Below are 15,190 nucleotides of genomic sequence, written 5' to 3' on the forward strand. Positions count from 1 at the left end.
ACAGTTGGTGTTAAAAACTATACCAGCTGTTACCTATTTTATAGGAATCAATATGCTTAATTTTAAATTAAAAATAAAATCTTTGCTTATATTATTTACAACGTTATTTTATTTTTCAGAAACTTTGGCTGCAGTATTTAATTCTCCAGTTATTAATAGACCCAAAGCACCAGGAAAAATTGGGTCTCGCGAACTCGATTGGATAGCCACAGATACAGGAGCATTGCATTACAATGTTCCTATTTTAGTGCCTAATTTAAGACAATTAAATATTGACTTGGCCGTTAAATACACCCCGCAAAACTCTTATAGTGAGGTTGGGCCATTCTGGGGATTAAATATTCCTAAAATTATTCTTGATACAAAGCGCGGCAATACCAAAACAATTTCAAGCCAAACATGTTTTTCATCTTTAGCAGATAATTTGTATGTCAATGGCTTGCGCATGATCCCTGTTGCCAATGGCAAGTGGGTGAGCAATTTAAATAGCGCTCGCGATGTGTTGCAGTGTGCAGAAAATGGTTTTGTTTATTATAATTCAAGTGGCGAAATATTTTATTATGGTTCTACCTTTGAATCACAGGTTGCAAGTCCTAATGGCGAAGCAATTGAATGGTATTTAAGCCGCCGCGCAACATTTCAGGGCAACCAAATTATAGAATACACTTATCAACGCCCTGTTGTGCCTTCTGCAGAAATTGGAATTAAATTTAATTTACGCAGAAAAAGCCAACCCGATAAAATGGATTTTATTTCTAAGCCTTTGCTTGTTAGTATTGCGGCGGATGATGTTAAAGTTCTGCTTAATTATGAAAAAAGTGTGTTTTATAATCCACACTTTAATGGTGGATTCCCACAGGTTGTTGGCGGCAGGGTTAAAAATATTGTTGTTCAAAAAAATTCTCAGCAACTTCGTAACTATAAGTTTCGCTACGAATCGCAAAACGATACACCTTTTCCAAGATTGCGCGCTGTACAAGAGTTTGGTGCAGACGATTCTACATCGCATCCAGAAACGGTGTTTAGTTACAGGGTAGAAAATTTTGCATTTAAAGATAATTTTGAATCTGCAAATCAAGTGACCACAAAAGAATTTCCTGCTGTTTCGCATATTCGTTATGCAGACATAGAGGGCACTGGTAAAACTCAAGCCATAATGCAAGATTACGGTGCGTACTCAACGTTTGACATCAAATCATTTGAACCAACTTCTGTGTTTCCTAAAGATGGCAGCAGAGGTAAATTAATTTTGCAGTCAGAAAAAAAGCTGCATGCGCCTTATATGAGAATTACGGTTGATAACACAACTTTTATTGATTTTTCAGGTAGTGGTCTGTCAGATCTTGTGATGTTCCACGAAAATTTAAAAACTTCTCCATCTGTTATTTTAAATACCCGCACAACCGATGACAGGGGGCGTCTAAGCTTTAATAAAATTGCCGAATTTGCAGATAAAGATTTTAAACTAGCCCGCTGCATGTATAAAAAAGATCAGGTTTTATTTGGCGATTTTAATGGCAATGGCAGAACAGATTTTGTTTGTATTCGTGAAGGTTACATTAAATTTTTATTTAATAATGGACTTGTAGAAAAAGGAGTCGATGCTAAAGGTAACCACCGTTACGACATCGATGCAGAGTATCTTGGTTTTGAACTCACCACCTCAAACATTGCCAATGATTCTTACTCTGTGGTTGACTGGAACGCCGATGGCTTGCCCGATATTTTAGAGCTTACAAGCTCACGTTTTGTTTTGTATTTAAATAACGGTCGCTTGGCAAATGGCGAAAGATCAGGAAGGCTGTTTGAACGTGTTGATTTAGGCGAATATCCATACGACATTGGCCGCGTTAAAATGCCTAAATTAACAATTGGTGATTTTACCGGAACAGGCTTACCAAGTATTAATTTATTAACACGTAAATTTTTAATTAATAACGGGTTGGGCAAGCCAATGACTGGTGTGCGCATTGGACCCGTTTTGTACACCGCAGATCTTACATCTGTTGTGCAATTAACGGGTGATGGCAAGCAACAAATTATTTCTACAATTATTGGTGGCAGTGTTACATTAATAGAGTTCCCCATCCGTTCGTTTCCAAATTTACTGCATTCTGTTGCAACCTCCGATGGTCGCTTTTTAAGTTTTAACTACACCTCCTCGGTATTAGAAAATAATGAAGCCATTCATTATGACCTTGATGAAGAAGTTAAAAATATCGAAAAAAATTCGCCTGTCATGCCAGTTGTGATTCCTCTACTAAAACAAACAGGATTATCTGATGGTTTTAACCCCACGCGTATGTGGCGTTATTCGTATCGTGTTCCGTATTTTGATAGGGCGCAAAAACGATTTTTAGGATATTCGTTGGTAAGAACTCAAACTGTGGGTGATGAAACGCAGCTTGGTACGTTAACAGAAAAGCGATTTTTATCGGGTTTTCGATTACCAGAAATGAGTATTTATCAACGTGTCGAAGACACTAGGTTATCTAGCGAGCGCACAGCATTTTCGCAAGGCGAGCCTATGGAGTGTTTGCAGCCACAAAGCTCTGGCGTTGTGCCGTTATGGTGTAATGATTTATCTGGTCATCAATATTATACAAGAGTGGGTGCTGCGGCCGATGGCACTGCGTTTGCAACCGGTTTATTTAATACCACAGAAAAATACTCCACATCACACTCTACTGTGCTGTTAAGTTTTTTAAACCCAAGCGAATATGCAAGTGGCGCAAGTTTTAATCAACAATCGCAGCTTGGGCAAATTTTAGAAGATTCAAAACAAACTACAGTTTCGGGGCAAACGTTTTTACGTAACAATACAATTTCAAAGTTAGAAAAATATTTTTACGATCCCTACGGCAGGTTGACCACAAAAATTTCAAGCAACGAGCCTGTTTTAAATAATGATAATTTGGTTACAAATTTAACTTATTTTTGCCCTTTGAGTCATCCAGAAAATCCCAAAATTTACTGCGATAACATAGAAACAACGCAAACATCTTCTTCACAAGGAAGCGTTAAACCCACTACACAAAAAATAATTTATGATTATTCTCGTGGCTTGCCCCTAGAAGAGTGGTCTTCTAATCAAAAAGGCGAGTTGGTGTTGCAGGCAACAGCTCATTACGATAATTTTGCCAGAATTAATTATTTAAAATACGCCAATGGTCAATCTTCCACAATGTTTTGGGATACAAATACTGTAAATTTAAAATCTATTCTTGATCAAGATGGCTTAGAAATTCAGGTAGAGTATGATGCATTTGGACAAATTACCGAGGTTAAAAATTCTAGGGGAAGTATTCATAAATACACTTACGATTCTTTAGGTCGTATTTTAAGTTCCGCTAAAAATTTAGGCGGACAAGCTCCATTGCAGGTTTCGGATTCCTCGCAATCTCTTTGGGAAATATTTATCAATTGGTTAAAAAGAGCATTTGGTTTTGAAGACTCTAACTCTCAGTTTAAAGAAACAGATTTAGATTCTTTTGATAGCAACAATGTTGTTACTGTAGAAAAATATGAGTATTCTTTCCCCTCTGTTAATTTGCTAGTTGGCAACTCTATAGACGAAGAAGTGAGAAATTGGAATCACTTTGACGCAACCCTTACCACCACCTACAAACCCGAAGTTTATAACGAAACAACAATAGGTAAAATTCAAAATTCTCTTATTAAACCTGGTTTTGTTAGTATTTATAAAAGAAATAATGCTAATGAAGAATTAACTTTAGTTTCTAAAACATGGTTATCTGGTGTTGATGAACCTTTATTTACAGCTTCGAGAGTTAATAATAATAGATTTATAGTTACTAATAAATCAAATATCAACTCTTTAGGAAAAGTATATAAAGATTATCTAAATTCAGAAATGAGTTTAGACAGCGTTCTTAAAAATGAGTTACCAAACTTTGATAGCTTTAAATTAAAAGCTGTTAATAAATTTTATTCAGATGGTTCAATTTTTACGCAAGAGTTTGATACCGGTTCTGTTCTTAAAGTTATTCAGGGAGTTGATTTTGAAGAAACCATTTCTCCAGAAGGCCGCCGCTCTCGAAAAATATTAAATTTACTTGGCCAAATTTCAGAAAAACAACTTGGTTTAGATTCAAATGGTAACGTCACTAAAGATACTTTAATTACCAATGTGTTTTATGACGCGCTTGGCAGAATTTTTAAGGTTACAAATAATGACGGCCTCGATGCACAACAAAGTTTTGCGGCTAATAATCAAGTTGATTATCAAATTAACAATGCCTTAGGTGTTTCGCGCTTTTTTTACGATAATTATGGCCGTATGGTGCAATCGGTGTTGTGTCCTGTTGGTACTAATGTTGATAGCTGTAATATTTTAAATGCGGCAATTTTAAATAAAACGTATAGCTTTAATGAAATTGGTAAATTAACTAGCGAAGAACATTTACGCTTTGAACGCGAAAATGGCACCCACTCTAAAGAGCTGGTAACATTTACTTATGGCAGCATAAATAAAAATAATAGAAAACAAGATATTGGCTTGCCAATTTCTGTGTCTGTGCTTTCGCAAACAGAATTGGGTACAAGCGAAAGTATTAAAAAATATGCATACAATCGTGATGGTATTGTCTCATCAGAAGATCTTGAACTCTTTTTAAAACAACCACAAAAATTAGATAATACTACATTTGCAATGCAAAGTGTGGGTGTTTATCAACTTGAACGCATTAATGATTTATCTGGAAATTTAGTACAACTTCGTACTCGAGGTGGTTTTACTCGTAATGTTATTAGTAACCTTAAAGACAATTACTTTACCGGTTACCTTGCACATTATGAACCAGGAACATCACTTGCCAAAACAATTAAATTTTTAAAAGAAGGAGTTGAGCTTAGCACTCCACTACAAAATGTAAATTACGACTCACAAGGTTACAATAATAAAATTGATCTCGAAAATAATTTACAATTGTTATCGTGCTGGCACAAACGCAAAGAAGTTCCTTTATCATTTTGGGCAGGGCAATCAAGCTTTGCGCCAAGCGAAATTTGCGACCAAAACAATGATAATAGCTCTAACGCATTGGTTCATACCCGTTGGCAGTACGATAATGACCTCAATCCTGTTGCCTCATTGCATAATAGTAATAGCGAATTTTCTGATCCGTCGTTATCGGCAAGCTCTTTGTTTACTTACGATGCCCAAGGGCGTTTGGCATCAACCCGCGGTGTGGGTGATGATGGCACTTCGTGGGGAAGTATTCATTACGAATATTCAGTTGGCGGTAAAATAAATAAAGTAACTCGTTCTGGTCACATTATTAAAAATCGTATTTCGCAAAACTCCAATTCATTAACAGACACCTATTCATACTCACAAACTGGGCAACTTGGAGTATTGCAAAATGTTCTTTCAACGGATGGTTTTGAGACTGCGAAACAAGAATTTTCGAGTGATGCCATAGGGTTTAGAAAGTTTGGTGTTTCGCCAACTCTTGCGGTATTAACCCCAACTTCTATTAATAATTTAACGGGTCATAAAGAAACAAACAAAGAAACCTATTATTCTTCATGGAAAAATCGTAACGAAATTCCAATGCAAAAATATGTATGGAATGGCCGCGGACAGCTTGCAGGAGTGTTTGCGGCATCGTTACCAAGCGATGACAAAAAGCCATTAATAACCCATGAGTTGTTAAATTATCGCATGAGCGATGAAAGTGGTGGGCAACTTGCAGAGTTTGATGGTGTTGCGTTTGAAGCAGATGGAGCTGAAAATGTAACACAGAATTCTAATAAAAATAATTATGTTCACCCCACCAAACTTGCAAGGTTTGTATCGGTAGGAAGCGGCATCTCATTTGAGCGCGATGAATTGCATATCAACATCGATTTGGGATCATTTGCAACGTTAAGATTAATTACCCGTTACCCCACATTAAATGCCAGCAGCCCAGAAACATTAACAACCAGTTCAATGCAAAGCCGTAAAGAGCTTGTAGTGAAAGATTTGGTAGGCAGTGTTTCGCAGGTTATTGATCTTGAGAGCAAAAAAATAGTTGAGCGCAATAGCAGCGAGCCATTTGGGTTATCGAGAGGAATACCCTTACTCACCAATGCAGTGCTTGCCGATTACAAAGAGCAAGGCGCCCGCGCCGATGTTTCGTTATACAGCAATCCCAACAGCAATAAGAGAGCCAATTGGCAGGCAAAATCGTTTGAAGTGCTAGGCGATCATCCACAAGAATTGCAAGGGTTGCGTGGCACAGTGCAATACGCCCAAGGCAAGTTTTCAGCCGCAACGGGTATGCATTCCATGGGGGTGAGAACGCTTGATAGTGCACGTGGTGTTTGGCTTTCTCCAGATTTATACATGGGTAGAAATTTAGAAGGTTTGGTAAAAAATCCATTAGAAGCGAACGTGTATCAGTATGCGAATAATAATCCCATAGCCGCTCACGATCCGAGTGGTAAGGCTCGTGAATATGATTTAGGAATTTCAAATGATTCTTCTTCGGGTTCTGGTAACGGCTATGGTTTAGGTATGGGAGGTTCTGGCTCTGATAGAAGCAATCCTGCAGGTCGGTTTGGTTTAGGTATAGACCGTTCTTCAGTAGGAACAGACCGAGGTGGTGATAGATCCCGCGACTCCGGGATTGACGTCGATCACGAAAGTCGAAGTGGTAGCAACGGCTACATGGGCGGCGGTGGCGGATTTAATTTTGGCTCAGCAATGAGAGGATTTAAAGACGCCCTCTATTCGCCAGCTATGGATAAGTGTTTAGGAATTGCTTTAGCAGGACTTGGTACAGCCGGAGCAGGTTTGGCTATGGAGGCCGCATCGATTCCTCTTGCTCCCTATACTGTTGGAACGAGTGTTTACGTAGCTACGAGCGTCGCTTCGCCCTTGATTTACAGTGGCTCATTAACTGCTTTAGCTGGTATTGCGTGCATTGGTAATGTGTTGATGCGTGGCGATGGCAGTGGTGAGCCTCCTGCGAATTTGTCGCCGCCGGGGGCGGGGTCTCATGGTGCTTTTAGAAAGGCAAAGAGGGATTTAGGCATTCCGATGAGCAGGCAGCCTGATATAATTGAAAAAGTAGAAGATACTACTAATCCTGGAAAATATGTGAAGGATTATGTTTGGGGGAGATATGATTATGAGAATGGAGAGAGAAAATTTATACGTGAAAAAGTAATCCAGCATCACAAATATGGCCATTATTTTGGAAAAGGAAACTCACAAAACCGAGGTCCGCATTATAATGGGATCAATGGTTTTGATAATAAACACTATGACTATTGAAAAAGAAAAAATATTCTTTAGTTAAAAACTCATTAATCATTACAGATATTTCATTATTATGAGCCCAGAACCACAAATGCCCAGGGTTTCTAATTAATGATAAAGGTTATTCTGATTATTAGGAGATTTTATGATAAAAGTCTTTAAGTATAAATTTGAAAGCGAAGAATACAGAAGAGATATAAACTGTCCTTTTTATGATTCTCAATATGCTAAAAAATCCCAAGATAATTTTTTGAATGATCCTCATGTTATATTGATATATAAAGAATTTGAATATTGCTTAGAAGAAAATTTAATTGAAATATATAAAGAAATATTGCAAAAAATAAAAAATATTTTTAATCCATCTGATAATTTTTATTTATTTGAAAGCATGGGCTATGATCAAGAAACACGTTTGACAAACTATTTTAGGTTGTGGAATGAATTAAAAAGAAGGGGTAAAGATTTGTCTTTTCTTTCTAAAACAAAGTGTTCCGACGAAATTAAGTACAAATATGACAATGGTGTAGGTTACAAAGCTATTTGTCAATTTCAATGGCAAAATATAGAAGATTATTTTATTTATATAATAAAATCTGGATGGCTTTATCGCGCAAGTTTTTTCTACTCTAGAAGAAATTTTGATTTGAACGTCGAATTAAGATACTTACTAGAAAAATATGATAAAAAAAATACATTAGATTCATTATCTATAATGTATACAGATTCATTAACTTTGTTACACTATTATATGAACTATTTTTTTGAAAATGATGATTTGTATTTTATAGTTCATGGTGACCATCATATTCGAAGCTTCGGCATCAACATAATAGGCAATAAAAAGATGATAGATGAAATGTATGAAAAGGTATTAAAATGTTTTGAAAATGAAAAATAGTTTGTAACGTTAATTTTTTATTCCACTGGAAATAAAATTTAAAAAATAATTATGTTCACCCCACCAAACTTGCAAGGTTTGTATCGGTAGGAAGCGGCATCTCATTTGAACGCGATGAATTGCATATCAACATCGATTTGGGTTCATTTGCAACCTTAAGATTAATTACCCGTTACCCCACATTAAATGCCAGCAGCCCAGAAACATTAACAACCAGTTCAATGCAAAGCCGTAAAGAGCTAGTGGTGAAAGATTTGGTTGGCAGTGTTTCGCAGGTTATTGATTTAGAGAGCAAAAAAATAGTTGAGCGCAATAGCAGCGAACCATTTGGGTTATCGAGAGGGATCCTCTTACTCACCAACGCAGTGCTTGCCGATTACAAGGCGCAAGGCGCCCGTGCTGATGTTTCGTTATACAGCAATCCCAACAGTAATAGGCGCGAAAATTGACAAGCGAAATCGTTTGAAGTGTTAGGTGATCATCCACAAGAATTGCAAGGTTTGCGTGGCACAGTGCAATACGCTCAAGGCAAGTTTTCAGCCGCAACGGGTATGCATTCCATGGGGGTGAGAAGTGTTTACGCCGTATCTAGCTCAGTGACATAATCGTGTTCAAACTTACGTTTGGCGTCGTAACGTGTGCGAATACCCGAATCGAGACTCATGTTTTGAGTTAATTCATTTACAAAACATCTTCTTTGCTTAGTTGCTTTAAAAAGCGCAACTATTTATTTTAAATTTAACTCGTTTTTCAAACTTTTAATTTCACTGAGAGATAGGCCAGAAGCTTTTTGAATAATCTCTATAGAGACCCCTGCTAAAAGAAGATTTTTTACCATATTAATTTTTTCTTTTTTAACCCCTCGCTCTTCACCAATAACAATGCCTTCATCTTTCGCCGTATCCAGACCCGTGACATAATCGTGTTCAAACTTGCGTTTGGCGTCGTAACGGGCGCGAACACCCGAATCGAGACTCATGTTTTCGAGTTGTTTGTATGCTTTGGTAATTGCAGGAATGTTCATTTGCAAAACCTCTTCTTTGCTTGGTTGCTTTAAAAAGCGCAACCATTTTTCTAGGGTATTATAGTTACCCGAAGGGAGTTTTGCTAGATCTAAATAATGAATAGAAAATAAATCAGTAAGTTGCACTTTATTCTCGGCATCCATTAACACAGCCTCGGTGTGATAGTGTTTGCTGTGTTTAAACAAGCTAAAATTTAACACATGAATGGCAATCGTTTTTTTAAGGGTATCGTAGTTTTCGCCTTGTTTTAATTGGGAGTAATATACTTTACTCCAATAATACAAACTTCTTTTAATATAATGGCCATGATTTTGCATTTGCATTTCGATGTTAATGAGATCGCCATCGGCAAGTTTTGCTAAGACATCGAGCCTAATTGCTTTATCGTCTTCGGCTTCTTTGTTGAGCTCTGGGTTAATAAACGTGACGTCCACAATGGCTTTGCTTTGCTCTAAGTTTAAAACACTATTTACAAAACTCATAAAAATTTCGGGGTCACTACCAAATAGCATTTTAAAAACAAAATCATACTTGGGATCAACGAGTTCTATGTTATTCACAAAAAATCCTTCTTTGCGTTTCAAAAACTTCATGTCTTTGAAAGAAAGTTTTTTTTAACAAAAATTTAAAATAAAAAAAGAGGGAAAAGTTTGTGTTTAAAAATTTTTTGGGAGTGTTTTAAAATTGAGCAGTGGGTTGCAAACTAGGTTTTTAGCAATTTTAATATTTTAATCATCAAGATAATCAGATTTTAGTTTGATAATTTTATTGTATAATAAGTTTTTCAAAAAAATTTCTTTTTATTATAAAGAAAAGATTTTTTTCGGCGAAGCAAACTTCCTTGAGAAGATCGATATTATTTTCATATAAATTTAATGAAAATATGCTAATAATATAATCAATTTATTTATTTAATGAAAATATTTTTTTATGAAATAAATAAATTGCGATGGAAGATGCCTTGTTAAGGGCTGACTTTAAGCTTCCTTCATTGTTTAAAACAAATAAAATCTCTCCACCAGAAAAAATGTTATTATTTATAACCCTTAGTTATATTTTGTATTCTACAATAATTAGATTTATTATGTTATTTAAATGAAAAATTAAAAATATTTTTTTAAATTATACGAATTTTTTGTAAAAATTTAAATATATAAATTTTATGATTATTGGCGATTTTTTTGTTAAATATAATAAAATTATCTATTAATTTTAAAATTTTTTATAAAATTTGACATAAATTTATTATTATGTAAAGTGTATGAGTTATTTTTTGAAAAATAAAATAACAGCGGCTATTATTTCAAGGGGTTGCTAATGCAAAATTACATAAAAAATAATAATTTTTTAACTAAAATTTTAAGTCATAGAGTTGGTAGAAAAATTGTTCATAAAGTTACTAACAAAAGGTTTGTATTAAAGAAAGTAAACACTTTTAACTTGCTGCTTGATCTCAAAGATGGTTCTGGAGTTTCAAAATATATTTTAAAACATGGTAACTACGATCCATTTGCGTCTAATTTTGTAAAACAATTCATTAAATCTCATTCAACAGTTATCGATATAGGCGCTAATATTGGCTATTGGAGTAACTTATTGGCAAGTTTTGATTCTACAATTAAAGTTTTAGCATTTGAACCAGAACCTTTTAATTTTAAACTACTACAAGAAAATACCAAATTAAATGCAAATTGTAATAGAGTTCAGTTAATTTCTAAAGCTCTTTCTAATTCTAAAGGTAATTTTAACTTATACTTGAGCGATAATAATGCAGGTGATCACAGGTTATATGATTCTTTAGAAAATAGAAATTTTGTCTCTGTTGAAACTGTAGTTGGAGATGATGAAATTAATGTCAATAATATTTCTTTTATTAAAATTGATGTTCAGGGTTTTGAGTATAAAGTTTTATCTGGAATGAAAAACTTAATAAGTAAAAATAACGATTTATCAATTCTTTCTGAATTTTGGCCTTATGGTATGAAAATGGCAGGGGATGATCCCGTCGAATTTTTAAAAATGATGTTTAGTTTTAATTTTAAATTCTATGCACTTTTAGAAGATTCTCAAGAAATATTTAAAATAAATATAGAAAAAGCGTTAGAATTAACTCCAGATAAAAAACATATTGATATTTTATTTTCAAAAAGAGAAATAAAGTTATAAATAAAAATAAATTTATTTAATGCGGTATAGTCTAGTTTTTTGCAACAAACTCAAACGCTCTAATACTTAGAAAAAGGGTGCTCTGTAAAACCTAAATTATTATCTTGAAGTAACGCTTGCAAGCCAATCATTGTTGCATTGTCTGAGCATAGCGAAGGTGGAGCAAAAATAACATCTTTTTTGATTTGAGAAAAAATTTGTCGAAATTTTTTGTTTTGTGCAACACCTCCAGCAACAAGTACTGTTTTAATATCAGGATAATCGTTAATCGCATTTAAAACTCTATCGTACAATTGATGAAGTGCTGCATGTTGAAACGCAAAAGCAATATCTTCTTTTGTGTGTTGCGGTAGGTCTTTTCCTGTTATTTTTCCTTTTTTGATTCCTGTTTCTTTACGGATTACTTCCATTACTGCAGTTTTGAGTCCACTATAAGTAAAGTTGTAGCGATTATCTTTATTTGCTGGTTTTGCAGGAAACGCAAAGCTTTGTTGAACGGCTGTTTTGCGAGTTGTAACATTGTGGGCAAGAGTTTCGATTAAAGGACCGCCAGGGTAACTAAGACCTAAAAGCTTTGCGACCTTATCAAACGCTTCGCCACAGGCATCATCTAAACTTTTACCAAGCAAAATTCGCTCTGTTGTAGAGTGTAACAAACTTAAATGACAATGTCCGCCACTCACTGTAAGGGCAAGGGCAGGATATTCTATGTTACGCACTGGTATCCAAGTATCCAAATCGTTTTTAGGAGAAAATTTTTCAATCAGTAATGCAGGAGCTAAATGAGCATCAACATGATTTACAGAAATAAGTGGTACAGAAAGCGAAGACGCCAAACCTCTCGCAAACAAAACACCCACCATCAAAGCTCCAATTAATCCAGGTCCCATTGTCACCGCAAGTGCATCAATGTCAGTAATATTAATTTTAGCTTGAGAGAGTGCTGTTTGTGTGATGTCGTAAATTTTAGAAAGATGATCGCGTGCAGCCACTTCTGGCACCACTCCTCCAAAAGGTGCGTGACTTTCGTTTTGTGATTCAACAACATGTGCATAAATATTAATAGAATTTAGTGTTCCATTATTGGTTGTTTTAGAACTTAAAATAGAAACAGCTGTTTCGTCGCATGAGGTTTCAATTGCAAGAATAATTTTTGATTTTATCATGTTAATTTATCAATCTTCTAAGTTTACAGACATTTGTGCAGTCATTTTGGAAAGATTATTTGTAGCCTTTGTTTTATACGCTGGAAGTGTGCAATACTTTTCGCATTCTTGATAATAAGATTTGGCAACTTCAAAGTTTTTAAGATTATTAAAAAAGTTTCCTGCCAAAAATAATGCTTTTGAATAATATTCTCCTTTTGGAAATAAATCAATATAATTTAAAATATCAAGTGCAGCTCCTCGATAATCATTAAGTTTTAATTTTGCTTCTGCTCTATATTCTATGGAAATTTGTAACATATCTTCACTGGCGTCTGTAGAATTTAAAACCGCATTGCAAGTTTCTATGGTTTGTTTAAATTCATTTTTTGCAAATGTGTTTTTTAAACTTGTTTTGATTTTATCTAAAGACTGTAGTTTAGCAGGTAATTTACTTGTACGAAATGCAGCTACTTTTGCATTAGATGCAAGTTCAACTCTGGCTAATTTTCTTTGAATTTCAATAAGTGAATTTGCATGATTATCTTGCGAAATAATATTTTTTTCTTTTTCTTGACCAGAGGCTTCTTTTTGAATTGTGACAACTTTTTTATTAAGTGTATCAATATCACCTTGCATAATTAAAATTTGTGAATGAAGATTTTCAACATCATTGCGCGAAGAAATCGCTGTTTGTGTTGTGTTTGTAATTTGTTGTTCTCTTTTCGTGATGCGATCTTGCAACTGATTGATTTGGTCTTGAACTTGCCCTAGCGAAGATTGCAGTTGATCTTGGCGTTGAGATGTCATGCAACCTTGTAATAAAAAGCTGGATGAAAATGTGAGTATTAAACACTTTTCATAAAAAGATAAAAATTTTAATTTCATAAATTAGCTACTCCAGAATTCTTTTTTGTTTGATCTCATGCTTAATATACTAATTATTAAATAATTGTTGCAATTATTTTGAAGAAAAAGCAACAACCGTTTATTATAATATGATATATCTTACTTTTAATTGAGTGCAAACACTATTCTAGATCTGTTTTTTCGTCATTGCCGAGCTGTTCGTCTGGAGGGATATAGTCATCGGGATTGTCATATAAAATTTTTAAATCAACCCTGCGGTTTAAAGCTCTATCTTCTGGACTTTCATTTTCGGCAATGGGTCGCGTTTCTGCAAAGCCAGCAGGATAGATGGTGCCTTTTGGAAAAAAATTGGTTCCAATTAAAAATCGTGCAACTGATGTTGCTCGCAAAACACTAAGTTCCCAGTTACTCATTCCGTTTCTTTCAAAGGGGATATTATCTGTATGCCCTTCTACTCGAACAACACGCCCTATCCCTCTAAGGACTTCTGCGACACCTTTTACCATTTCTTTTGTTTCTTTTTTTAGTTCATATGCCCCTGGATCAAAAAGCACTCGAGCAAGCAGAGTAACGCGAATACCTTCTGGTTCGCGTGCTACGTAAATAAGTCTATCAACAGGTTTGCTGGCGCTGTCTGGAAATTGTTTAGAGCCATATAATCTTTCTGCAAGTTTTTGTTCAATGACCTTTGCTTGTGCCGCGATAATTGCTGCACGTTCTCGTACAATTTTTTGTAAAATTTGCTCTCGGCTTGTATTGCCTTTTATGTAACGAAAAATACTATCACGAGTTGTTGGTCCTCTCGGTATTGTTCCTTCTTCTTTAGGAACTTCTTCTTTAATACCAAAGGCAACTTGCATTGATTCTGTTACCTGCTTCACCTTAGATGTGTTTACCACTGCAATTGCATAAAGAACCACAAATAATGCAAACAACAAGGTCATCATGTCGGCAAACGCAACAAGCCAGCGTTCATGGTTTTCAAATTCAGGGCATTTTTTCTTTTTCGCCATTAATGAGCCATCCCGTGCAATCTTTCAACCAAAACTTTAGGAGCTGTACCTTGGGAAATGCCAATAACTCCTGTAGCTATCATTTCTCGATAAACTTTTTTATGATGGCACATTCTTTTAATTTTTTTCCCACAAGGAAGAGCAAAAAGGTTTGCTAATGCCACCCCATAAAGAGTTGCAATAAAGGCTGTTTTAATCCCAGGACCAATTTCTGGTGGGTTATCGAGGTTAAGCATCACCACCATCAAGCCCAAAACGGCTCCAAGAATTCCAATGGTAGGGGCAAATGCACCCATATCTTCCCAAAACTTTGCGGCAATTTCTTCTTCTTCATACATTAAATCAATTTCTGCATAGAGCGTGTTTTCAATCACTACGGCTTCAGTGTTCATTGAAACCATTTCTATCCCTTTTTTCATCAGATCATCATCAAGCTTATCGATTTCTTTTTCTAAGGCTAATACCCCGTCTTTTCTTGCTAATTGCGCAAGGCGTTCAATTGTTGAAATTGTTCCTTCGGCATCGAGTTTAGGTCCATTTAAAAAAAGACCTAAAGATTTAAATGAAAAAGTAACATCTTTCATAGGGTATGCGGTCAACACCGCAGCAAAAGCGCCAAGTCCCACAATCATTGCAGCAGATCCACCCCAAAGCATTCCTACGCTAAGACCTTTAATAACAGCGGTTCCAACCACTGCGATAGCACCGAGTACAGGGCCAATAATGCTAGATAGTTCCATGTAAAAACCCCATAAATTTAGAAATAAATAATTTAATTTTTAATTAATATTTAATAAAAA

Annotated in this window: 9 protein-coding genes; 4 read left to right on the forward strand and 5 right to left on the reverse strand. The window is 35.2% G+C overall.

Annotation, left to right across the window (positions count from 1 at the left end; all coding sequences use genetic code 11):
• Nucleotides 1–52: 52 nt before the first annotated feature.
• The 3 genes from Spiro2_RS01470 (at nucleotide 53) to Spiro2_RS01480 (ending at nucleotide 8,620) form a co-directional block, all read left to right on the forward strand.
• Nucleotides 53–7,285, forward strand: coding sequence for an RHS repeat-associated core domain-containing protein (locus Spiro2_RS01470; protein ID WP_338636570.1), 7,233 nt, complete (start codon nucleotides 53–55; stop codon nucleotides 7,283–7,285).
• Between the two features lie 130 nt (nucleotides 7,286–7,415).
• Nucleotides 7,416–8,171, forward strand: coding sequence for a hypothetical protein (locus tag Spiro2_RS01475; RefSeq protein ID WP_338636571.1), 756 nt, complete (start codon nucleotides 7,416–7,418; stop codon nucleotides 8,169–8,171).
• A 119-nt stretch (nucleotides 8,172–8,290) separates the two neighbouring features.
• Nucleotides 8,291–8,620 (forward strand): hypothetical protein, encoded by a 330-nt coding sequence (locus Spiro2_RS01480; protein WP_338636572.1) that lies wholly within the window; start codon nucleotides 8,291–8,293, stop codon nucleotides 8,618–8,620.
• A 278-nt stretch (nucleotides 8,621–8,898) separates the two neighbouring features.
• Here the strand turns inward: Spiro2_RS01480 and Spiro2_RS01485 are convergent, their stop codons facing one another.
• Nucleotides 8,899–9,756: an Rpn family recombination-promoting nuclease/putative transposase gene (locus Spiro2_RS01485; protein WP_338636573.1), complete on the reverse strand. Its 858-nt coding sequence runs from the start codon at nucleotides 9,754–9,756 to the stop codon at nucleotides 8,899–8,901.
• Between the two features lie 757 nt (nucleotides 9,757–10,513).
• On the opposite strand from Spiro2_RS01485, the gene Spiro2_RS01490 reads away from it, so the two are divergent.
• On the forward strand, nucleotides 10,514–11,362 hold the full coding sequence (locus Spiro2_RS01490; RefSeq protein ID WP_338636575.1) for an FkbM family methyltransferase: 849 nt from the start codon (nucleotides 10,514–10,516) through the stop codon (nucleotides 11,360–11,362).
• 59 nt (nucleotides 11,363–11,421) lie between these two features.
• Here Spiro2_RS01490 and tsaD read toward each other — a convergent pair whose 3' ends face one another.
• The 4 genes from tsaD to Spiro2_RS01510 all read right to left on the reverse strand — a co-directional run bounded on the left by tsaD (nucleotide 11,422) and on the right by Spiro2_RS01510 (nucleotide 15,130).
• Nucleotides 11,422–12,528 carry a tRNA (adenosine(37)-N6)-threonylcarbamoyltransferase complex transferase subunit TsaD gene (gene tsaD / locus Spiro2_RS01495; protein ID WP_338636576.1) on the reverse strand — a complete coding sequence of 369 codons (1,107 nt, stop codon included), beginning with the start codon at nucleotides 12,526–12,528 and terminating at the stop codon, nucleotides 11,422–11,424.
• Nucleotides 12,529–12,537: 9 nt separating this feature from the next.
• The gene (locus Spiro2_RS01500; protein WP_338636577.1) at nucleotides 12,538–13,395 is read right to left on the reverse strand and encodes a hypothetical protein; all 858 of its coding nucleotides are present in this window, start codon (nucleotides 13,393–13,395) and stop codon (nucleotides 12,538–12,540) included.
• Nucleotides 13,396–13,538: 143 nt separating this feature from the next.
• Entirely contained in the window at nucleotides 13,539–14,390 is an 852-nt protein-coding gene (locus tag Spiro2_RS01505; protein ID WP_338636579.1) for a flagellar motor protein MotB, read from the reverse strand.
• Complete coding sequence (locus Spiro2_RS01510) at nucleotides 14,390–15,130, reverse strand: motility protein A (RefSeq protein WP_338636580.1); 741 nt, start codon at nucleotides 15,128–15,130, stop codon at nucleotides 14,390–14,392. Before Spiro2_RS01510 ends, Spiro2_RS01505 begins: the two co-directional genes overlap by 1 nt.
• Nucleotides 15,131–15,190 lie beyond the last annotated feature (60 nt).

It is taken from the genome of Spirobacillus cienkowskii (assembly GCF_037081835.1).
GTDB lineage: Bacteria > Bdellovibrionota_B > Oligoflexia > Silvanigrellales > Silvanigrellaceae > Silvanigrella > Silvanigrella cienkowskii.

Excerpts from the sequence above, each read along its gene's own strand:
- Spiro2_RS01470 (WP_338636570.1), top strand. The coding sequence starts at position 53 with ATGCTTAATTTTAAATTAAAAATAAAATCTTTGCTTATATTATTTACA.
- Spiro2_RS01505 (WP_338636579.1), bottom strand. The coding sequence starts at position 14,390 with ATGGCGAAAAAGAAAAAATGCCCTGAATTTGAAAACCATGAACGCTGG.
- Spiro2_RS01500 (WP_338636577.1), bottom strand. The coding sequence starts at position 13,395 with ATGAAATTAAAATTTTTATCTTTTTATGAAAAGTGTTTAATACTCACA.
- tsaD (WP_338636576.1), bottom strand. The coding sequence starts at position 12,528 with ATGATAAAATCAAAAATTATTCTTGCAATTGAAACCTCATGCGACGAA.
- Spiro2_RS01490 (WP_338636575.1), top strand. The coding sequence starts at position 10,514 with ATGCAAAATTACATAAAAAATAATAATTTTTTAACTAAAATTTTAAGT.
- Spiro2_RS01475 (WP_338636571.1), top strand. The coding sequence starts at position 7,416 with ATGATAAAAGTCTTTAAGTATAAATTTGAAAGCGAAGAATACAGAAGA.
- Spiro2_RS01510 (WP_338636580.1), bottom strand. The coding sequence starts at position 15,130 with ATGGAACTATCTAGCATTATTGGCCCTGTACTCGGTGCTATCGCAGTG.